General features: G+C 41.5%; 17 protein-coding genes. 9 read left to right on the top strand and 8 right to left on the bottom strand.

The features are described 5' to 3' along the window. Positions 1-439: 439 nt before the first annotated feature. The 9 genes from OD355_RS05910 to OD355_RS05950 all read left to right on the top strand — a co-directional run bounded on the left by OD355_RS05910 (position 440) and on the right by OD355_RS05950 (position 9,767). Positions 440-1,573 carry an arginase family protein gene (locus OD355_RS05910; RefSeq protein ID WP_263037538.1) on the top strand — a complete coding sequence of 378 codons (1,134 nt, stop codon included), beginning with the start codon at positions 440-442 and terminating at the stop codon, positions 1,571-1,573. Positions 1,574-1,800: 227 nt separating this feature from the next. Further along, entirely contained in the window at positions 1,801-3,024 is a 1,224-nt protein-coding gene (gene rocD, locus OD355_RS05915) for an ornithine--oxo-acid transaminase (protein WP_263037539.1), read from the top strand. An 87-nt stretch (positions 3,025-3,111) separates the two neighbouring features. After that, on the top strand, positions 3,112-3,288 hold the full coding sequence (gene ccoS / locus OD355_RS05920; RefSeq protein ID WP_263037540.1) for a cbb3-type cytochrome oxidase assembly protein CcoS: 177 nt from the start codon (positions 3,112-3,114) through the stop codon (positions 3,286-3,288). Positions 3,289-3,304: 16 nt separating this feature from the next. Beyond that, complete coding sequence (gene ccoN / locus OD355_RS05925) at positions 3,305-5,431, top strand: cytochrome-c oxidase, cbb3-type subunit I (protein WP_263037541.1); 2,127 nt, start codon at positions 3,305-3,307, stop codon at positions 5,429-5,431. 17 nt (positions 5,432-5,448) lie between these two features. Next, the gene (locus OD355_RS05930; RefSeq protein WP_263037542.1) at positions 5,449-5,640 is read left to right on the top strand and encodes a CcoQ/FixQ family Cbb3-type cytochrome c oxidase assembly chaperone; all 192 of its coding nucleotides are present in this window, start codon (positions 5,449-5,451) and stop codon (positions 5,638-5,640) included. Positions 5,641-5,819: 179 nt separating this feature from the next. Beyond that, entirely contained in the window at positions 5,820-7,040 is a 1,221-nt protein-coding gene (locus tag OD355_RS05935) for a cbb3-type cytochrome c oxidase N-terminal domain-containing protein (RefSeq protein ID WP_263037543.1), read from the top strand. A 115-nt stretch (positions 7,041-7,155) separates the two neighbouring features. Beyond that, positions 7,156-8,592, top strand: coding sequence for a cytochrome c oxidase accessory protein CcoG (gene ccoG / locus OD355_RS05940; protein WP_263037544.1), 1,437 nt, complete (start codon positions 7,156-7,158; stop codon positions 8,590-8,592). Positions 8,593-8,607: 15 nt separating this feature from the next. Then, entirely contained in the window at positions 8,608-9,057 is a 450-nt protein-coding gene (locus OD355_RS05945) for a FixH family protein (RefSeq protein WP_263037545.1), read from the top strand. Between the two features lie 5 nt (positions 9,058-9,062). Continuing rightward, entirely contained in the window at positions 9,063-9,767 is a 705-nt protein-coding gene (locus tag OD355_RS05950; RefSeq protein ID WP_263037546.1) for a sulfite exporter TauE/SafE family protein, read from the top strand. Here the strand turns inward: OD355_RS05950 and OD355_RS05955 are convergent. From OD355_RS05955 to OD355_RS05990, 8 genes are all read right to left on the bottom strand, one after another. Beyond that, positions 9,764-10,399: a deoxynucleoside kinase gene (locus OD355_RS05955; protein WP_263037547.1), complete on the bottom strand. Its 636-nt coding sequence runs from the start codon at positions 10,397-10,399 to the stop codon at positions 9,764-9,766. The two genes, OD355_RS05950 and OD355_RS05955, sit on opposite strands and share 4 nt — an antisense overlap. Positions 10,400-10,437: 38 nt before the next feature. Next, positions 10,438-11,433: a tryptophan--tRNA ligase gene (gene trpS, locus OD355_RS05960; protein WP_263037548.1), complete on the bottom strand. Its 996-nt coding sequence runs from the start codon at positions 11,431-11,433 to the stop codon at positions 10,438-10,440. Between the two features lie 600 nt (positions 11,434-12,033). Continuing rightward, positions 12,034-12,858, bottom strand: coding sequence for an RteC domain-containing protein (locus OD355_RS05965; protein ID WP_263037549.1), 825 nt, complete (start codon positions 12,856-12,858; stop codon positions 12,034-12,036). Positions 12,859-12,944: 86 nt separating this feature from the next. Next, a complete protein-coding gene (locus OD355_RS05970) occupies positions 12,945-14,999 on the bottom strand; it encodes a heavy metal translocating P-type ATPase (RefSeq protein ID WP_103905103.1) in 2,055 nt (684 codons plus the stop codon). Positions 15,000-15,021: 22 nt separating this feature from the next. Further along, positions 15,022-15,726, bottom strand: coding sequence for a transglutaminase-like domain-containing protein (locus OD355_RS05975; RefSeq protein ID WP_263037550.1), 705 nt, complete (start codon positions 15,724-15,726; stop codon positions 15,022-15,024). A gap of 47 nt (positions 15,727-15,773) precedes the next feature. Next, positions 15,774-16,196 (bottom strand): Fur family transcriptional regulator, encoded by a 423-nt coding sequence (locus OD355_RS05980; protein WP_013597180.1) that lies wholly within the window; start codon positions 16,194-16,196, stop codon positions 15,774-15,776. Positions 16,197-16,208: 12 nt separating this feature from the next. Beyond that, positions 16,209-17,468 carry an efflux RND transporter periplasmic adaptor subunit gene (locus OD355_RS05985; protein WP_263037551.1) on the bottom strand — a complete coding sequence of 420 codons (1,260 nt, stop codon included), beginning with the start codon at positions 17,466-17,468 and terminating at the stop codon, positions 16,209-16,211. Positions 17,469-17,476: 8 nt separating this feature from the next. Further along, positions 17,477-21,877: a CusA/CzcA family heavy metal efflux RND transporter gene (locus OD355_RS05990; protein ID WP_263037552.1), complete on the bottom strand. Its 4,401-nt coding sequence runs from the start codon at positions 21,875-21,877 to the stop codon at positions 17,477-17,479. Positions 21,878-21,926: the final 49 nt, after the last annotated feature.

Here is a 21,926-nt window from a genome sequence, read left to right on the forward strand (position 1 = left end):
GAATTATCCATGCCCAAAATGATAAGCTGCTGAAAGAAGAACAGGACAATAATGAAAAATTGAATCATGGCTAAAAGAAAGATAGCGTGGACGGCAACACCAAACACTGAAGATATCTGGAATATTGGCTTGAACGCAATAAACTTGCTCATTATATAATCTTTGTACACAATAGCTGCCAACCCTTCAGTAGCAGGATAACAAAATTTGAAAATATCAGGGTTAAGATCATGAGGGATTATTACTTTTTTACCAATATAATTAAACGTATATAAAAGTATTAAGCATTTGGGATGGAAGCAGAGACAAAGAATCACTGGCAATAAAATAAAGTAGCTGCTGCTGTAAACTCTGTATATCAATTTCACTTTTAAAAAGATACCGGCGGCTGACACAATTCAACGCATTTAAGCCTTACTTTTGCCGAAATTAGTAGCACATGCAGATTGATTCCATCATTGATTTTTTAGAGCCGGTAAACCTCCACCAGATTTCAGAAGATGAAGGCTTCAGGCCTACGCAATTAGGCAGCAAGGTTGATATATACCAGGAATATTTTCCCGACCTTACAGAAGCAGATGTGATCATTGCCGGCTGTGGCGAATACCGTGGCAGTGGTAATCCCAAACCGGGTTTTGACGCAGCCAACGCCGTAAGAAAACATTTCTATTCCCTTTTTCACTGGCACAAAAATGTGCACATAGCCGATATAGGCAATATAAAAACCGGTAATAAAATTGCTGATTCGCTTAGCGCCGTACAGGCTGTTTTAAGTGAAGTTTCAGCTATCGGCAAAAAAGTATTGCTCATCGGAGGCTCACACGACATTACACAAGCGCAGTCCAATGCTTTCCGCGATCAGAACCGCCTGCATGAAATTGTGTGTATCGATGCTAAAATAGACCTGGATAAAGATACAGCGCGCTACGACGAATCTTTCCTGCTGCAGCTTTTTACCCAAAACCCCAATTTCATAAAACATTACAACCACATAGGCTTTCAAAGCTATTTTGTACAGCCCGATATGCTGGAAACTATCGATAAGCTGCGCTTTGACTGCTTCCGTGTAGGCAGGGTGAAGGAACAGATTGAAGAGGTTGAGCCCATCTTCAGGAACAGCCACATGGTATCAGTTGATATTTCAGCGTTTGCCAGCGCTTATGCCCCGGCCAACAAGCTCACTCCCAATGGTTTTAATGGCGAAGAAATGTGCAGCCTGTTTAAATATGCAGGGCTTAGCAACACCGTGGAAACACTTGGCATCTATGGTTACGATTATAAAACTGACAGGGATGAGCTTACTGCCAAGCAGCTCAGCCATTGCCTCTGGTATTTTTTAGACGGTATTTATAAATCACAGCAGGAAGCGCCTTTTAACGATCCGGAAAACTACAATGAATACCACCTGGCATTTTCAGAAGTGCAGACCGTATTCCTGCAAAGCAAAAAGACCGGCCGCTGGTGGATGCAGTTGCCGAATGGCAAATATATTGCATGCAGCTATACCGATTATCACCTGGCTTCACAGGATGAGATCCCTGAAAGATGGCTCCGCGCAATTGAAAGAGAATAAGGATGGAGCCCTGTTGCGTAATGTTTTTCAGTGCAGTTCCTAATTATATATACACTGTGTTAACGGACAGAATTGTACTGCAATACTTCCGTAATTGATTTTTATTTAGTTAATTTGCAGTTAATGAATTGCAATTTTCTTTCCCTTAATTTAGATATGCTCTTTCACTGACTGAGAAATAATTTCTTAAGGCAGTGAATTATTTATTATTTAAATGAGTGAATACTATGAATACATCAACAACTGACTATTTTATTGACCTGGAACACAAATACGGCGCCCACAATTACCACCCGCTGCCTGTTGTGCTGGAAAAAGGAGAAGGGGTTTACGTATGGGACGTGGAAGGCAAAAGGTATTATGACTTTCTCAGCGGCTATTCCGCGCTGAACCAGGGACATTGCCATCCGCGCATCATCAGGGTTTTAGTAGAACAGGCTCAAAAACTCACATTAACCTCCCGAGCTTTTTACAACAATGTTTTAGGTGAATACGAAACATACATTACCTCCTATTTCGGCTATGACAAGGTATTGCCGATGAATACCGGCGTTGAAGCAGTGGAAACAGCATTGAAACTTTGCCGCAAATGGGCTTATAAAGTAAAAGGCATTAAAGAAGACAATGCCAGAATCATTACTGCGGAAGACAATTTTCACGGAAGAACCATTTCGGTAGTTTCCTTTAGTTCCGATGATAAAGCCACCGAACATTTCGGGCCGTTCACACCCGGCTATGAAACAGTGCCCTACAACGACCTTGACGCGCTGGAAACAGCTTTTAAGAATGAAAATGTAGCCGCCTTTTTATTTGAACCCATACAGGGCGAGGCGGGCGTGATTGTGCCCGATGAACTATACATAAAAAGCGTTCGGGAGCTTTGCACGCGCTACAATGTGCTGATGATTGCCGATGAGATACAAACCGGGCTGGCAAGAACCGGCAGAATGCTGGCATGCGATCATGAGGAAGTAAAACCGGATGTGCTGATCTTAGGGAAAGCGCTAAGCGGCGGCACCTTGCCTGTGAGCGCTGTATTGGCAGACGACGCTGTTATGCTGACGATACAGCCGGGTGAGCATGGCTCTACCTACGGCGGAAATCCGCTTGCGTGCAAAGTAGCTATGGAAGCCTTACAGGTGTTAAAAGATGAAAACCTTGCAGAAAACGCCGAAAAAATGGGTCAATTGCTTAGAAGAAGGCTGGTAGAATTAGAACATCCGCTTATAAAAACTGTACGCGGCAAAGGGCTGCTGAATGCTATTGAGGTGCAACATCCTGACGAGAATGCTGCATGGAATCTCTGCCTGTTGTTCAGGGAAAATGGCTTATTGGCAAAACCTACACACGGCGATAAGATTAGGTTTGCCCCACCATTGGTTATTACAGAAGCACAAATAGAAGAATGTATAAATATTATTGAAAAAAGCTTAAACGCATATCAGAAATAAAAACATGATATTAATCATAAAAAAATTAAACTCAAAATATTGTTATAATAAAAAGATTGTCAAATCTTTGTCATCTGAAATTAACTAATGGGCGTTATCATTATACTTATTATTGCAAGCATCGTGGTAGCAGGAGGTTTTCTTGTTGCATTCTTATGGAGTGTAAGGGATGGCCAATATGATGATAATTATTCTGCTGCTAACCGTATTTTATTTGAAAACAAAACCAAAACAGAAAAAAATAATACAAAACAAACAAACTAATACTTAAAGTGTACTTATGGAACTACAAAAATATACGTTCGACAATAAGATCCCGAAAATGTTCGCTATTGCCACAATCACTTGGGGGTTTGTAGGTATGTTGGTTGGTGTGCTTATAGCTTTTCAGTTGGCTTATCCGGCACTAAATTTTGAACAGCCTTACACAACCTTTGGCCGTATAAGACCTTTACATACCAATGCGGTGATCTTTGCGTTTGTGGGAAATGGTATTTTCACAGCGATCTACTACTCTATGCCCAGGTTGCTCAAAACAGAGATGTTCAGCAGGCTGTTGGGGCAAATTCATTTCTGGGGATGGCAGCTTATTATTCTGTTGGCAGCAATCACTTTGCCGCTGGGCTTATCTTCTTCTAAAGAATATGCCGAACTGGAGTGGCCGATAGACATTGCCGTAGTGATTGTATGGGTAGTGCTGGGCATCAACATGTTTGGTACTATTTTAAAAAGAAGAGAACGTCACCTGTATGTTGCTATCTGGTTTTACATTGCTTCCTGGGTAGCTATTGCCATGCTTTATATTGTAAATAATATTGAAATGCCTGTTACACTTACCAAGAGCTATTCCTGGTATGCAGGCGTGCAGGATGCACTGGTACAATGGTGGTACGGCCACAACGCGGTGGCTTTCTTCCTGACTACACCCTACCTGGGCCTCATGTATTATTTCCTTCCAAAAGCTGCCAACAGGCCGGTTTATTCTTACAGACTAAGTATTATTCACTTCTGGAGTTTAATATTCATTTACATCTGGGCAGGCCCGCACCACCTGCTATATACAGCTTTGCCTGAGTGGGCACAGAGTTTAGGTACTGCGTTCTCTGTAATGCTTATATTGCCAAGCTGGGGAGGTATGCTTAATGGTTTGTTTACCCTGCGCGGCGCCTGGGACAAAGTGAGGGTTGACCCGATATTGAAATTTATGGTGGTGGCTGTAACCGCTTATGGTATGGCTACCTTCGAAGGCCCGATGATGTCTTTGAAAAATGTAAACGCCATCTCCCACTACAGCGACTGGACAGTAGCACACGTGCACATTGGTGCATTAGGCTGGAACGGCTTTCTTACTTTCGGTATGCTTTACTGGTTGTTCCCGAGATTGTTCAATACAAAAATTTACTCTTTAAAGCTGGCCAATGCACACTTTTGGATTGGCACGCTGGGCATTGTATTGTACGCGATCCCTATGTATTGGGCAGCATTCCGTACGTACTTTATGCTGAGTGCATTTACGCCTGAAGGCCAGTTGCAATACCAGTTTATAGACGTAGTGCAAAGCATGGTTCCTTTCTTTGTTTTAAGGGCGATAGGTGGTACCATTTACCTGGTCGGTGTGATCTTAATGATCTATAATCTTTACAAAACCGCCAAGGCCGGTAAATTCGTAAGATACGAAGAACACGAAGCGCCTGCGCTGGTTAAAAATTACCAACCAACCAAACAGGACAAAAAATTCTGGCACTCCTGGATCGAGAGAAGGCCTATCACCTTACTGGTAGTAAGCCTGATAGTAGTGGGCATCGGTGGCGCCATAGAGATTATACCTACATTCCTGATCAAATCCAACGTACCTACCATCGCAAGCGTGAAGCCTTATACACCACTTGAGTTACAGGGCAGAGATATTTACATCAGAGAAGGTTGTAACAACTGCCACAGCCAGATGATTCGCCCGTTCAGGTACGAGGTAGCCCGCTATGGCGATTATTCAAAAGCAGGCGAGTTTGTGTATGACCGTCCTTTTTTGTGGGGCTCCAAGCGTACAGGCCCTGACTTGGCACGTGTAGGCGCAAAATATCCTGATAGCTGGCACTTCAACCACATGATTGATCCGGTATCGATTTCCCCGGGCTCCATCATGCCTCCTTATCCCTGGCTGGCAGAGGATGACCTGAATACCTCTACAACAAATTCAAAAATACATGCTATGCGTAAACTGGGTGTGCCTTATGCTCCCGGCTACGAAGCTATTGCAAACCAGGATCTGGAAGCCCAGGCTAAACAAATTGCCAACAGGTTAAAAGCAGATAAAATTGAAATAAGCGAGAAAAAAGAGATCATTGCGCTGATAGCTTATTTGCAAAGACTGGGCAAAGACATTAAAGCAGAGCAGGCTACTAATTAAGCTGATAAATTAATACAATGAAATTCACTTATTATCTGGAAAAAATACATGGAGTAAGCATTTATCCCATCATATCGCTTGCAGTGTTTGTACTGTTCTTCCTGATCGTGCTGGTATGGACATACAAATCAGACAGCAGAACGATAGAATACATAGAAAATCTGCCGCTGGAAGAAGAGGATATGCCTGTAGGATCTGAAAACCGGTAATAATCAGTAAAAACTTAAACATACGGATGAAACGGACATGAAAAACGCGAAGTTCCATCCGGCCATTAAGAAACAATAAAAAAGTTACGGATGAAACGAAGCAAACAGATTTTCTCCATACGTGAAAATTTAAACGCGAAGTTCCATCCGGCCATTAAGAAACAATAAAAAAGTTACGGATGAAACTAAAGTTCAGAATATCCATTTTTATTTTGATGATGATCACATCGCTGTTTGCAGTGGCGCAAACCGAAGCTACGCCTGCAGCCCCCGTTGCAGATACAAATTCTCTGCTCGCTTTTGACACCAATACAGTGATGGCAATTTGTGTAGCCGCCTTGTTATTCGTGATCATCCTGTTGGCTTTCATGCTGAAGTCCAGCATAGACCTCTACAGGGATAAATACAAACAGGAAAGGACCTCCGGCGGCAATGCCAAGGCTGCAAACATCCTGGTGGTATTTTTACTGGCTGGCTTTTCTGCCTTTGCCCAGACTGCCGAGCCGGCTGCTGCAGATGCTGTAGCTACAGCACCGTTAACCGCAGGACAGTTCAACAGCAGCATGATCACCATGATACTAGGTGTGGCAATTCTTATTGAACTGTTCATTATCTTTTACCTGATCAAATGGATCAAATTCTTTACAGGCGTACAGGCATTTGAAGACAGAAGAAGAATTGAGCTCGGCGCAGATGAAAGTGTAGTTACCAGAGGCGGCTTTAAAGCTTGGTGGTACAGGATCAATAAATTCCGTTCCAACAAAGACGAAAAAGACCTGGATATCGGCCACAGCTACGATGGTATCAGAGAGCTTGATAATGATACCCCACCTTGGTTTACCTGGTCATTTATAGCTACCATAATTATATCCTTAGCTTATATCTGGTACTACAATTCTCCTCGCGCTTTGAGCCAGGACGAAGAATATCAGCAGGAAGTGGCTATCGCCAATAAAAAACTGGAGACTTACATGGCCAGCCAGGCAAACAGCGTAGACGAAACTACCGTGCAGATGCTGGATGCTGCAGGCATTCAAAGTGGTAATGATATATTCAAAACCAAATGTGTGGCCTGCCATGGCCAGCAGGGCGAAGGCGGTATCGGCCCAAACCTTACAGACAATTTTGCCTTGCACGGCGGCACCATTCATGATGTGTTCAAAACCATTAAATATGGTGTGGTAGATAAAGGAATGCAGGCTTGGAATGCAGAGCTCTCACCAATGCAGATAGCACAGGTATCCAGTTACGTGATGTCCTTACAGGGTACAAACCCACCGAACGGAAAGGCTCCGCAAGGCACAGAATTTAATCCTTCTGCTGCTCCGGCTGCCGGTGGCGACAGCACTGCCACACCAGCAGGTGCTGCCAGTGATACGGCGAAAGTTGCTGCTTTGTAAGGCTGCGCGTCTTTCTTATAAGGAAGGTCTGTATGCGTTTTAATTAGATTTCCTGACGAAATTTAAATAATTTTGCAGACAGACCTTCTTCTTTTAAATAACCTAACTTAAGACGATGAGCGATATTGAGTATTCAAACAATTTAAAAGATCTATCCGAGACTTACGATACCATACAGGAAGCCTTCAGAAACAGGATGAGCAATACTGATGAGAAAGGAAAGTATAAGCACGTATATGCGTCTAAGCCTAAAGGAAAATTTTACAACATCAGGACCATACTTTCTTATGTATACCTGCTTTTGTTCGTAGGATTACCGTTTATTAAGGTGAATGGCCAGCCTTTGATCCTGCTCAACTTCCCTGCCGGAAAATTTATCCTCTTCAGCAAGGTGTTCTGGCCGCAGGACTTTTTCATTTTTGCTATCGGCATGATCGCGGCAATTATTTTTATTGCTTTGTTCACGGTTATCTTCGGCAGGTTGTTCTGCGGATGGATCTGCCCTCAAACCATTTTCATGGAAATGTTTTTCAGGAAAATAGAATGGGTCATTGAAGGCACTCCTGCTGAACAAAAAAGGCTGAATGCTGCTCCCTGGACGGGCAAAAAAATATTTAAGAAAACGCTGAAACATGTAGTCTTCTTTCTGTTCTCCTTTATCATAGCCAACACTTTCCTGGCTTACATTGTAGGCGTAGATGAGCTGTACGACATGATCAAACACCCTGCCGCCAACATCGGCACACTGGTAGCCCTGCTGGCTTTCACCGGTGTGTTTTATGCAGTCTTTGCCTTTGTAAGAGATATCGTCTGCACTACCATCTGCCCGTATGGCAGGTTGCAGAGCGTACTTTTTGATAAAGACACCATGCAGGTAGCCTACGATTACAAACGGGGCGAGCCACGCGGAAAAGTAAAGAAACGCGAAGAAAATAACTTGGGCGATTGTATTGATTGCAACCGTTGTGTGGTTGTGTGCCCCACTGGTATAGACATCCGCAACGGTGTACAGATGGAATGCGTGGGCTGTACAGCCTGTATTGATGCCTGTGATGAAATGATGATAAAAGTAAACAGGCCAACCGGGCTTATCAGGTATGCTTCCGAAAATGAAATTGCAGACAAAAAGAAATTCCACCTGAACTTTAAAGTAAAAGGCTATTCTTTTATTCTGCTACTTCTGCTGGGTGTGATGACCTACCTGATAGCTTCCGGAAAGTCAATAGACACCAACATTACCAGAGCGCAGGGTCAGTTGTATACAGAACAACAGGACGGTAAAATCACCAATCTGTACAATGCCAAGATCATTAACAAAACAAATAAGCCTCAATCTTATAAAATGAAGGTGGAAGGCATAGATGCAGAAGTAAAAATGGTGACAGACGACAAAGCATTGCTGAAACCAGAGGCCATCAATGAAGTTACTTTCTTCATCAACATAGATAAAAGCAAGCTCAGGGAAAGAAAAACAGATCTCCTGGTAGGCGTCTACAACGATGGGGAACTGGTAGAGACCGTAAAAACCACTTTCCTGGGGCCATTTAAATAATAATAAATATAAACAATGAGATTTAACTGGGGTTATGGCATATTGGTAGTAATCATCCTTTTCCTGATCGGGTTAGGAACAATGGTTTTTATTTCCATGAGAGAAAAGAACAGCATAGAACTGATTGAAGAAAAATATTATGAAAAGGAATTGGTATTCCAGGACCAGATAGATGCGCAAAACAACCTTGCCGCACTCTACCCTGATTCCCTGCATATTGCAGACACCAATGGCGTGGTATTCATAAAACTGCCTTCTAAAGCTGCAAGGGTAGACAGCGGATATGTAGAATTCATCAGGCCCTCAGACAAAACAAAGGACAGGCGTATAGCGTTGCATGTAAATGAAAGCGGTGAGCTTTCTTTGCCTAAATCAAACTTTGTTCCCGGGCTGTATAAGTTCCGCATAGGCTGGTCAACGGATGGCATAAATTATGTAAAGAAAAAAGACTTTATTGTAAAATAATAACCATGTGGTTTAGTGTTCTTACAGGATTGAGCATTGGCTTCCTCGGAAGTTTTCACTGTATAGGCATGTGCGGGCCTATAGCGCTTTCATTGCCTATACATAATAAACCCAAAGCAGAAAAAGCATTGGTAATTTTTTTATACAATCTGGGCAGGGCCCTCACCTATGCGGCGTTTGGCGCCATTCTTGGGTTTATCAGCAACCGTTTCTTCTTGGTGGGTTACCAGCAAACAGTTTCTGTAATTGCAGGCGCGCTGATTCTTTTATTACTGGTACTTGCCTATTTTTTCCCAAACGACAGCACTGTGTTTGGCAGGTTTCATACAGGTGTACAAAATTTATTGGGCAAAGCACTGTACGGTAAAAAAAATAATTTTTCTTACCTCACTATCGGCTTGCTGAACGGCCTGCTGCCCTGTGGGCTGGTATACCTGGCGGTTGCCACATCGCTTACTACAGGCAGTGCAATAAACGGCGCCATACTGATGTTTTTCTTTGGAATAGGTACTTTTCCACTTATGATCTCTCTGCTGGTGCTGGGAAATTACATATCTGTAAGTGCAAGAAAAAAAGTAAGAAAGCTTGTTCCCTACTTTATAGCGTTTATGGCTGTATTGTTGATTCTAAGAGGCATGAACCTTGGTATCCCCTATATTAGCCCTGCATTGGGCAATGCAGACAAGTCAGGTGCAGTACATTGTCATTAGAAAAGTCCGTATAATGCTCCCTCTACCCTGTTGATGATCTCGCCGAAATCTTCGTCATTGTCTACAAAGTTCAGCTTATCAATATCAATGATCAGCAGTTTACCTTCCTTGTAGTTCTTTGCCCATTTGTTGTACAGCTCATTGAGCTTTTTCAGGTAATCCAGGCGGATGTTCTCTTCATATTCCCTGCCCCGTTTTTGTATTCTTTCCACCAGTGCAGGCACAGAGCCTTTCAGGTAGATGACCAGGTCAGGTGGGGTGATCAGCCGCTTTAAAGTAGTATAAAAATCGTGGTAGTTTTCAAAATCGCGTGAGCTCATCAGCCCCATATCGTGCAGGTTAGGTGCAAAAATATCTGCATCTTCATAGATGGTTCTGTCCTGTATCACGGTATCTTTTCCATGCTGTATTTCCAATACTTGTTTGAGCCTGCTGTTGAGAAAATATATCTGCAGGTTAAAGCTCCACCTGGGCATATCATCGTAAAAATCATTGATATACGGGTTGTAATCGATCTCTTCAAAATGGGGGCTCCAGTTGTAATGCTTACTCAGCATTGCGGTAAGCGTAGTCTTGCCTGCCCCGATATTGCCTGCAACGGCTATGTGCTTAGGCACTTTTGTTTTAGACATAGAGAAATAGTTAGAAGGTATAAATTTAAATCTTTTTTTTAATATTTCATACCTACTCCTTCTCTCACCTTGTCAATGGTGGCGCGTGCGCTGATACGTGCTTTTTCAGCGCCTTCACGCATTACTTTTTGCAGATAAGCTTTGTCGTGTTGAATTTCCATAGCGCGAGCCCGTATAGGCGCCAGGAATGCAACCATATCTTCGGCCAGTTGTTTCTTCATATCTCCGTACCTGATTACGCAGTTATTAAAATCCGCATCAAATTTTTCAAAAGTATCTTTTGTACTCACGAGAGACATAAGCGTAAAAAGATTCTGAATATAGTCAGGCTTTTCAGAATTGTTTTCCGTTGGGCCGCTGTCAGTCTTGGCTTTCATGATCTTTTTCCTTACCAGTTCATCACTGTCTGACAGGTATATGGTAGCCATCTGGTTTTCACTTTTGCTCATCTTGCCATTTCCGTCCAGGCTCATGATCTTTACCAGGTCATTGCTGTAGTTAAATGCGTAAGGCATCGGGAAAACCTCGCCATACCTGTGGTTGAAACGTTCAGCAAAATTACGGGCCATTTCCAGGTGTTGCTCCTGGTCTTTGCCAACCGGCACTTTTACTGATCGGTGAATAAGAATATCAGCAGCCATGAGCACCGGGTATGTAAGCAGCCCGGCATTGACGTTATTCGGGTTCAGGCGCACCTTATCTTTAAAGGTAGGTACTTTTTCCAGTTCGCCTTTGTAGGCCAGCATGTTTAAATAAAGGTATAGTTCAGCAATTTCAGGCACATCGCTCTGCACATAGAGGGTTACTTTTTCGGGGTCAAGGCCGCAGGCAATATTTTCTGCAATCACGCGGTGTACGCTGTCTTTTAATTCTTTGGTGTCCGGGTGTGTCGTAAGGCTGTGCCAGTTGGCCACAAAAAAATAACAATCATACTCTTGCTGCATGCGCACAAAGTTGCGCATTGCGCCGAAATAATTTCCCAAATGCAGGAAACCTGTAGGCCTTATGCCGCTTAAAACTACTTCCTTTCTCATAGTTGGCGAAGTTAGCAAAGTGAGAGAAAAAAGGAAAATTTAAATTTGGCAGCGTATATACAACGCCAGTAAATAATACTTCATCATCCCAATGGTAAGCATCTTTCTTTATCTTTAATTGCCTTTGAAAACCTGTTGCATAATCGGCTGTATTGTACCTGCTATACCCGGAGTAGCGCTGGCTTGGGTCGACCTGCTGCTACCGGCACAGTGATGGTGTTCACAACTGTACTGGATTGTATAGTACCCGCCCGAATGGGGAACCTAAAGATTCGCTGGTACCGAATCGGGAATACAGAACTTTTTTGATAGGCAATCAATATCAAGTTTATTTATTTTAAAGTTTTCAGGAAAAAGCCTTTTCGGTTGAATACAAGGCTCTTATGTGGGTTATCAAAGATAGTCAAGTAACGATTTGGTAACGGTGCTTATTGCTTTGCTTTTCAACACGTTTCCGTTAGCTCACAGCAAATATACAAAATTTATTATTCTCAAAACCATACAAAGGATTTTAATATCCGATTATTACACTTGGTAAAACAGGACAAGAAAAAAGGGCTTTTATTAAACCCTTTTTACGCTGTACAGATATAGCAAACCCTACCTACCGTCCTGCTCGTCCATTTTTTTGATAAGGCTTTCTTTAAGGCTGTCAAGGAATTTAGTTCTGTTCATTTTTCGGGATTTGAGTTCTAAAAACGTGTGATAGAAATCTCCCAAATCAACATTAAAAGTGCTTTCAAAGACTTTGACGATAGGTTTAATATCTGCATTGGCGTTATTGAATATGCCTTGTGAATGTAGTGCGTAAATCAATTCGGTTAACGCTGTTTTGCTTTCTACCCAATTTAAAGAGGATTTGTCAAATGGATTTTTCTGACTATTATTATTAAGTTGGTCTTCAATATAAACTTGTATTAAATCGTTTGCCAATATTTTCGCCGCTTTGTAATCAGCAATAGTAGAAAATCTGTGGTCAGTTTCAAAATAAACAGTATCTAAACTCAATTTTATATCATACTTGCACCGAATAAAGAGTTTATCATCAATAAATGAGTTATTTGTCCGGTAGTATTTATAAAATTCAAGGTTATTATCAAAAAACCGTTTTAGCTTTTTCAATTCTTCGTTAAGGTATTTCCTAACTGGCTTTGCACCATTTGGTTTTTTGGTTTCGATTTTATAGATGGCATTGTAGTAAATAAGCTTAGCAACAATGATAGGTTTCTGATGTTTGAAAAAATGAATTTCCTCATCGGTATTTTTAAATCCTCTTTTTAAAACAAACTGCTTCAAATCAGACAGACTTTGGATAATAAGATGAACAGCAGTCTCTATCCGTTGAATGCAGTAATCGGTTTCAATCTCTAATTCATTGATTGCTGTTTCTAGTTTATGTAGCGTTTCATTATAAAATTTATCCATTTTATTATTTTATAATCTTAATATTTGAGTTCAATAACAGAACCAAAGTCTATTTATTTTAATTACTCATATTCTCTATTTTTATTTTAAAACTTCATCCTCTGTATCCTTACAGCATTTAAAATAGCCAACAATGCTACACCTACATCAGCAAAAACAGCTTCCCACATTGTGGCTAATCCACCTGCACCAAGTATCAATACAATGGCTTTCACTCCAAATGCTAAAGCGATATTTTGCCAAACTATTTTCTTTGTCTGTTTACCGATATTGATTGCCATTGGTATTTTACTCGGCTTATCGTCTTGTATTACTACATCGGCGGTTTCAATAGTAGCATCGCTTCCCAAACCACCCATTGCAATACCCACATCACTTAATGCTACAACAGGTGCATCATTCACACCGTCCCCGACAAAGGCAACGCTTTCATTTTTGGCTTTTATCTCTTTGACTTTGTTTACTTTGTCTTCGGGCAATAAATCTCCAAAAGCATTGTCTATCCCTAACTGCTCCGCCACATATTTTACAACGGTACTTTTATCTCCGCTAAGCATCGTTGCATTAACATTGAGCTTATGCAGTAGGGTTATGGTTTCCTGTGCATCTTCTTTGATACTGTCGGCAATCGTGATGTAACCGACAAATTTGCTGTCGTAAGCAACGGCGATAGTTGTATAAACGATGCTGTTCGGGTCTAAGTCGTATGGTATGCCGAACTTATCCATCAGTTTGAAATTCCCGACCAATAAATCCTTACCGTTTACAGTTGATTTCAAACCGTGTCCGGCGATTTCCTCCGTATTTTCCAATTGGATTTCATTATTCGGTTTCCCCACGTATTCGTGAATAGCGGTCGCTACGGGATGTGTGCTATTGCTTTCCAAAATGTTAACTAATTCCAGAATTTCGGCTTTATCAAATTCAGGATTGAAATTGACTTCCTGAACCTTAAAAACGCCCTCTGTCATTGTGCCTGTCTTATCCATCACTACGTTTTGGATATCGGAAAGAGCATCTAAAAAGTTACTCCCTTTAAACAGTATTCCGTTTTTGCTTGCAGCACCAATACCACCGAAATAACCTAACGGAATGGAAATAACCAACGCACAAGGACAAGAAATAACCAGAAATACCAAAGCCCTGTACAGCCAATCTCTAAACTCATAATTTTCTACAAAGAAATAAGGCAGTAGGCAAATAGCTATGGCTAACAGCACTACAATAGGCGTATAGATTTTTGCAAATTTCCGGATAAATAATTCCGTTGGTGCTTTTTGTGTAGTGGCATTTTGTACCAATTCCAAAATCTTGCTCAACTTACTGTCGGTGTATGCGGTCGTAACTTTTACCTGCGATACGGTGTTGAGATTAATCATCCCTGCCAAAACGGTTTCGCCTTTGTTTTTTGTATCTGGTTTGCTTTCGCCTGTTAAAGCCGATGTATTGAAAGATGCCGTTTCGGACAACAGTTCTCCGTCTAAGCCTAATTTTTCTCCCGGTTTAAGCTGTATAATTTCGCCAACGGCAACAGTTTCTGCCTTTACGGTTTGCGGTTCATTGTTTTTTAAAACGGTTACTTCATCGGGTCTTTGGTCAAGCAAAGATTTGATGTTTGATTTTGCCCTCGAAACAGCCATTGTCTGAAAAACTTCGCCAACGGCATAGAACAACATTACCGCAACGCCCTCGGGATATTCGCCAATGGCAAATGCCCCGATAGTTGCAATGCCCATCAAAAAGAACTCCGAGAAAATCTCGCCTTTGCGAATACTCTCAACGGCTTCTTTGAGTACGGGCAGTCCAACAGGAGCATAAGCCACCACGTACCAAATAATCCGTACCCAATCGGTAAACCACGTCTGCGGAAACCAATTATCCATTGCAATACCTGCAAGCAACAGCGCAAGGGAAATAATGGCGGGAAGAAACATCTTGAAAACATTGTCAGTATCTCCTGAATGCGAATGGTCGTGTCCGTCATCATCACTGTGGTCGTGATTATGCCCGTCATTTTTGTGATGCCCTTTTACCAATTCCTTAGCACCTGCTTTGGTGTAGATTTTTTCTTCCTGTGTGCAACAAGTCATTTTGCCTTGTGCATCGTAAGTATGCTTGTGATTTTTGTCTGTATTTATCATAGCCTTTAATTTTTTAGGTTCGTTACACTTTTTTATTTCTTATTCTTTCTACATTATTATTCATTATATGCCTCACGATATGCTGAAAAGCAAATCGCTTAAACGCATTTAGCTTTTGCTGATGCTTAGAATAAAATTCATCGGGTGTATCAAAAACGCCAAAGTCCCGATTGATGCCTTTATCCTGAATAAATGTATTATTGAGGTTCCATTCAATCGGCGGGTTCTCAAAATTATCGGTATAAACCCCGAAACCGCAAAAAGTGGTCTTGCAATCACTGTTCTGTTCCTGTAATTTAGTGAGGTACGGTTTATCCAAAATCACGCCCTCCAAAAAATACCATTGCTCGTTTACCCAAACTTCAACCCAGCTATGCAAGATATTCTTAGGCGATAGTCTGTACCAAATACCTGTAATAGCTCCTTTCTGCAATGCCTTGTCAATGGTAAAGCCGTGAATACGGTTAGGTACATCTGTTGCTCTTAACAAAGCCATTAATAAAGTGGCTTTTGTGTTGCATTGTCCGTACCCGTCATTCAGCACCTGCGATGCGGAAATATAATCAGAAACATTATAGCCAAACTTTATTTCGTCCCGTACAAAATTGTAAATGGCTTGAACTTTGGCAACGGTGTCCAAGTTTTCCCACCCTCTCTGCTCCAATAGCTTTTGTATGGAAGCATTGGAGTAGTCAAGGATTTTTGTTTCTTTAAGATAGGTGTCCATAACACATTTATATTTATAACAAAGTTACACAGGGAGAGCCTGCAATGCTATTGCAAACTCTCCTTTAAACAGTTTTCACAAATTCCCTTACCAAATAATTTTAGTTCGTCGATACGGTAATTCTGACTTCCATTCTGCGGTATTATAAAATCCTCCTTACAGGTTGTCTGCTTACAAATCTTACAATAGAAATGTAAGTGCCAATCCTTGTGTGTATTTTCATCACACCCATCGTGGCACAGAATATACTTGACCGTAGTGTTCTCCTGAATACTGTGTACAATGCCTTTTTCTTCAAAAGTTTTCAAAGTCCTGTAAATCGTAACCCTGTCTGCTTTGTAAAAATGGCTCTCGATTTCAGATAGGGACATTGCTGTTTGCTGTTGCTCCAAGAAATCATATACCAATATCCGCATACTGGTCGGATTGGTGTTCTTTGACAACAGCTTTTGTTCAATGTTCTTTTTCATTATCCAATGTTTTTAGTGGGCGTGTTCTCCCGAATCATTCATTTTTGCATTCACAAAAAACGCACCTTTTACCACGATATGCGTACCGTGTGGAATTTCATTGACAGGCGTTATCGCCGTGTAACCAAATTGAGAAGCACCTTTAACGACTTCCACTCTTACAAATTGAGTTCCTTTTTCCGAACCGTGATCGTGAGCCTCGTCCTCTTTGTGGTCGTGTGGTTTTTCTTCCTGCTCCTTGACCAAAAAGATGTAATATTTTCCATCTGCATTGACAATCGCATCGTTGGGTACAGCCGTACTTAATACATCATCTAAACTTACCATTCCGGTTATACTCATTCCGTCAATCAATCCTGCTTTATCTCCTGTAATCTTGCTGTGAACAGCAATAGTTTTACTCTCTCCGCTAAAGGATGAGCCGATACTATAAACTTCGGCAGAATAAGTCTTATTGGGATTGTTGGTTACGACAAAATCTATTTTCTGACCTATTTTGATTAAAGGAATATCCTTTTCATACACCTGTAAGTCCAAGTGCAGGGCTGTGTTTTCTATGATTTCAGCAATAGGCGATGACACATCTACATAGCTTCCGATTTTGGCAAAAACATTGCTGATAGTACCGCTTATCGGACTTGTAACGACCAACGAGGATTTAAGATTGGAATTTGACAGGGAAGCCGGATTAATGCCCATCATTTGAATTTGCTGGTTCAAAGAAGACTTCCGTGTTCTCAACGTGTTCAGTTCAGTAGTGGCACTTTGCAGGTTTTTCTTTGCTCCGACATTTCCGTCGTTCAGCTCTCTTTGTCTTACAAGTTCCTGTTCGGCAAACTCTATCCGGCTATTGATGCTTAGGTATTCTTCCTGCAATTGTATGAATTGCGGATTGGAAATAGTAGCGATAACCTGACCTTTCCTTACGAAATCGCCTATCTCCACATTAAGGGATTTGATAACACCACCAAACAACGAGGTTGCATTCGCCTTGTTGCTGTTGGGAACTCTTAATGCTCCATTGGCTTTCAATGTTGCGGATAATTGCTTCTGTTCAATTGAACCGATTTCAATACCCACCGCTTTCATCTGCTCATCGGTCAGCACTGCAACATTTTCTTCTTCTTCTTCGTGTTCGTCCGTTGTTGTTTCTGCTTCCGTTCCGTGATTATGCCCATCGCCCTCTTTATGATTATTTGTACAGGCGTTGAAAGCAAAGAATGCTACGAGGACAAGAACGCTAAAAACTATATTATTTATGATACGTTTCATATATTGTATTATTTACTGATTAATGAATGGATAAGCGTTACAGCCTCATTGATTTGCTGAATGCTATTTAAATAATTAAGCTGAATGTCTGCTGTTGTCTGCAAGGCAAATAGGTACTCCACATAAGAAATATCTCCGGTACTGTACCCCAGCTTTGCAGCATTGATAATCTCATCAGCATTGGGAAGTGCCTGCTCCTTGAAATAGGTAAACTGCGCTACATATTGTTCGTATTGTTTCAAGGCGTTTGCCAATTCCGTTTTAAGCTGTTGTTCCTGCCATTGCGCATTTAATTCCAATGATTGTTTCTTGTAATCAAGCGAGCGAATTTTTGCTTTGGTGGTGGTAAAAATTGGGATTGTAATACCTAAATCAACAAAACTAAACCGCTGTCCTCTGCCATAAAATTGCTCTACACCATTTTTACTGTGCATTCCTATCAGCGATATGTTATTATAGCCGAACGTAAAATCAGGCAGGCTGTTTGCCCGTTCCAATTTCTTGTTCTGTTCGGCAATTTTCGCCTCTTGGTACAATAGCTGGATGCTCGGATGATTTGCAACAGCCGAACTGTCAATGAAAGAACTTAACAGCAATGGTGTATAATCCGGTTGAGGTTCTATTAAGAAATCTTCCTGTGTCTGCATCAGATTTTTAAGGCTTTGATAGGCGTTCTGCCTTAAAACCTCGTTCTGTTGATACAAAAGACTTATTTCCCCTTTCTTGGTAGTTGCAGTATTAACGTCTAATTTACCTATATCTCCCGTTTTATACCGGAGTTCCGCAACACGGATAAAGTCTACATAAATACTATCAAGATACTTTAAAACCGAAGCATTATGCTCCAAATATTCCAACTGATAATAATAGGTTCTTACCTGTTTTTTCAGTTCGTTTTCTGTCAGAGCCTTCGCCCACTGCTGACCTTTTACCTGCTCTTTGACAAGATTTTTCTTTGCCCCAAAGAGTGTCGGAAAGGGAATGGTCTGTGAAATTTGGAAACCGTCATTATATTCAAATCCCTCATTATTCCCGTATTGGAAGTTTACATCGGTCTTCGGTAGTTCATACGCCGTCTTGCTAAGGCTTTGGGCAGATTGAATATCCATATTTTTGGAACGTAGCTGAGGGTTGGTCTCCACAGCTACTTCAATAGCTCTATCTACACTCATCGGAGTTTGTGCCTTACCGTTTTGAGAAAAACCCAAGAACACAAACAGCAACAGCACGGGTGCTATGGCTTTCGTTTTACTATTTTTCGGAGGTTTTTGGTTTCTCATAAATACGAGGTACAGCAATGGCAGGACGAACAATGTCAGGGCAGTTGCCGAAATCAGTCCACCGATAACCACGGTTGCCAACGGTTTTTGTACTTCTGCACCTGCACTTGTACTCAACGCCATTGGTAAAAAACCTAAACTTGCCACAGATGCCGTCATCAATACAGGTCTAAGCCTTGTTTTAGCTCCCTCGATAATTCTCGGAATAATCTCGTTCCAACCCTCTTTTTCCAGTCTATTGAACGTGGCAATCAGTACAATCCCATTCAGAACAGCAACACCAAACAGGGCGATAAATCCGACACCTGCTGATATGCTGAATGGCATATCCCGCAATAACAGGGCAAATACGCCTCCAATGGCACTCATCGGGATAGCTGTATATACCAAAACGGCTTCCTTAAACGAATGGAATGTGAAATACAACAGGATAAAAATCAAAAGCAATGCGATAGGTACAGCAATCAGCAATCTGTCGGTAGCTTTTTGGAGGTTCTCAAACTGACCACCATAAGTAAAATAATAACCTGTCGGTAGCTTAATCTGTTCAGCCAATTTATCCTGAATTTCATTGACAACGCTGGCTACATCCCGCCCCTGTACGTTGAAGCCGACATATATCCTGCGTTTACCGCCTTCACGGCTGATTTGTGCGGGCCCTAATTTGTAATCAATGTTTGCAACCTGTGAAAGCGGTATTTGGTCGCCGTTTGGTAGTGGGATAAACAGATTGCTCACATCCTCAATGGAACTGCGGTGGGCTTCATCAAGCCGTACCACCAAATCAAATCTTCGTTCGTTTTCATAAATCACACCTGCTGATTTACCTGCGAACGCAGTGCTGACAATATCGTTTATTTCCTGTACATTCAAGCCGTAATTGGCTATTCGGGTACGGTCATATTCGATATTGATTTGGGGAAGACCTGCTACCCGTTCTACCTGCGGAGCAGTCGCACCTTCTACTGTTTGAATAATAGCATTCGCTTTATTGGCATAAACCAACAAACTGTCGAGGTCTTCTCCGAATATCTTAACGGCTACATCTTGCCTGATACCTGTCATCAACTCATTAAAACGCATCTGTATCGGCTGATTGGCTTCAAAGAATACACCGGGAATAACTTTAAGTTTCTCCATCATTTCATTGGAAAGCTCGTCATAGGATTTTTTTGTTTTCCATTCGTCCTGCGGTTTTAGGATAATCATCAGGTCAGTGGCTTCGGGAGGCATCGGGTCTGTCGGTACTTCGGCAGCACCAGTCTTGCCTACGACCATTCTCACTTCGTCAAATTCCTTGATTATCCTTGATGCCTGCATAGAGGTTTCCAGACTTTGGCTAAGCGATGTTCCTTGTGGCAGGATACAGTGGAAAGCAAAATCGCCCTCGCCCAATTTTGGCAGGAACTCTCCGCCCATCCGTGAAAATAGAAATATACTTATGGTAAACAGCCCAACGGCAACCGCAATAATCACATATTTTATCCGAATGGCTTTTTCTAACAAAGGCTTATAAACCCCTTGAAGATAGTCCATCATTTTGTCTGAAAAATTCCTTTTGGTAATCGGTTTTTTAGACAGACACAAGGCACTCATCATCGGGATATAGGTAAAGGACAAAATCAAAGCTCCCAAAATGGCGAAACTTACAGTCTGTGCCATTGGCGTAAACATTTTACCCTCTATACCCACCAAAGTAAGGATAGGGATATAGACAATGAGGATGATAACTTCGCCAAATGCGGCACTCGTACGAATTTTCCGTGCAGATTCATATACCTCTTCATCCATTTCTGCCTGCGTAAGTCTTTGTGTGGATTTCCGCAAGCCCAAATGATGCATTGTCGCTTCAACAACAATCAGGGAACCATCTATTACCAATCCGAAATCAATAGCCCCCATACTCATCAGGTTGGCACTTACACCAAACAGCCGCATCATTCCCAACGCAAAAAGCATAGATAGCGGTATGGCTGAGGCTACAATCAGTCCTGCTCTGAAATTCCCCAGGAATAGAATTAATACAAAAATAACAATCAGTGCGCCCTCAATGAGGTTCTTTTGAACCGTACTTATCGCTCTATCAACCAAATCCATTCTGTCTAAAAATGGTTCTATGACCACGTCTTCGGGTAGAGATTGTTGGATAACCGGTATTTTTTCTTTGATACTTTTTACAACTTCAGAGGTGTTTTCTCCCTTCAACATCATTACAATCCCACCCACAGCATCTACTTCGCCATTATAGGTCAATGCTCCGTACCGGGTTGCGTGACCAAATTGTACTTCTGCCACATCTTTGATAAATACCGGAACGCTACCTGTATTTTTAACGACGATATTTCCTACATCTTCCAATGAAGTAACCAGACCAATCCCGCGAATAAAGTAAGCATTGGGCTTCTTATCGATATATGCACCTCCGGTATTTTGGTTGTTGTTTTCGAGGGCGGTAAAAATATCGGAAATACTAACGTCCATTGCCTTGATGCGGTTTGGGTCGATAGAAACTTCGTACTGTTTAAGCAAACCACCGAAACTATTGACTTCTGCAATTCCCGGAGTACCGTAAAGTTGTCTGGCAACAATCCAGTCCTGCATTGTCCGCAAATCCATTGCGGAATATTTGTCTTCACTGCCTTCTTTGGGATGAAGAATATATTGGTACACTTCGCCAAGACCTGTACTGACAGGAGCAAGTTCAGGTGTTCCAATCCCGTCAGGTATCTGGTCTTGTGCTTCTTTCAGCTGTTGGCTTACTAACTGTCGTGCAAAATAAATATCGACATTATCTTGAAAGACAACGGTTACAACAGATAATCCAAATCTTGAAACACTTCTTATCTCTTCTACTTTTGGAAGATTAACGATACTTTGCTCTACGGGAAATGTTACTAATTGTTCTACTTCTTGTCCTGCCAATGTAGGCGACAGGGTAATAATCTGAACCTGATTGTTTGTAATGTCAGGTTGGGCATCAATGGGGATTTGCTTGGCACTCCATACCCCCCAAATGATGAGAAACAAGGTCATCAATCCTATAATGAACTTATTCTTTATAGAGAATTTTATAATACTATTTAACACTTCTATTGTGATTAATGATGAATAATTAATGATAAATTGCAATGATTATGAATACGAGAAATACGAAGTATGACCCAAAACATTCAGCTTG

Origin of the sequence: Haoranjiania flava, assembly GCF_025631005.1 — a bacterium.
GTDB lineage: Bacteria > Bacteroidota > Bacteroidia > Chitinophagales > Chitinophagaceae > Haoranjiania > Haoranjiania flava.

Coding starts and splice junctions, on each gene's coding strand:
- rocD (WP_263037539.1), top strand. CDS start 1,801: ATGAATACATCAACAACTGACTATTTTATTGACCTGGAACACAAATAC.
- OD355_RS05950 (WP_263037546.1), top strand. CDS start 9,063: ATGTGGTTTAGTGTTCTTACAGGATTGAGCATTGGCTTCCTCGGAAGT.
- OD355_RS05975 (WP_263037550.1), bottom strand. CDS start 15,726: ATGGACACCTATCTTAAAGAAACAAAAATCCTTGACTACTCCAATGCT.
- ccoG (WP_263037544.1), top strand. CDS start 7,156: ATGAGCGATATTGAGTATTCAAACAATTTAAAAGATCTATCCGAGACT.
- trpS (WP_263037548.1), bottom strand. CDS start 11,433: ATGAGAAAGGAAGTAGTTTTAAGCGGCATAAGGCCTACAGGTTTCCTG.
- OD355_RS05945 (WP_263037545.1), top strand. CDS start 8,608: ATGAGATTTAACTGGGGTTATGGCATATTGGTAGTAATCATCCTTTTC.
- ccoS (WP_263037540.1), top strand. CDS start 3,112: ATGGGCGTTATCATTATACTTATTATTGCAAGCATCGTGGTAGCAGGA.
- OD355_RS05910 (WP_263037538.1), top strand. CDS start 440: ATGCAGATTGATTCCATCATTGATTTTTTAGAGCCGGTAAACCTCCAC.
- OD355_RS05970 (WP_103905103.1), bottom strand. CDS start 14,999: ATGATAAATACAGACAAAAATCACAAGCATACTTACGATGCACAAGGC.
- OD355_RS05980 (WP_013597180.1), bottom strand. CDS start 16,196: ATGAAAAAGAACATTGAACAAAAGCTGTTGTCAAAGAACACCAATCCG.
- OD355_RS05955 (WP_263037547.1), bottom strand. CDS start 10,399: ATGTCTAAAACAAAAGTGCCTAAGCACATAGCCGTTGCAGGCAATATC.
- ccoN (WP_263037541.1), top strand. CDS start 3,305: ATGGAACTACAAAAATATACGTTCGACAATAAGATCCCGAAAATGTTC.
- OD355_RS05985 (WP_263037551.1), bottom strand. CDS start 17,468: ATGAAACGTATCATAAATAATATAGTTTTTAGCGTTCTTGTCCTCGTA.
- OD355_RS05965 (WP_263037549.1), bottom strand. CDS start 12,858: ATGGATAAATTTTATAATGAAACGCTACATAAACTAGAAACAGCAATC.
- OD355_RS05930 (WP_263037542.1), top strand. CDS start 5,449: ATGAAATTCACTTATTATCTGGAAAAAATACATGGAGTAAGCATTTAT.
- OD355_RS05935 (WP_263037543.1), top strand. CDS start 5,820: ATGAAACTAAAGTTCAGAATATCCATTTTTATTTTGATGATGATCACA.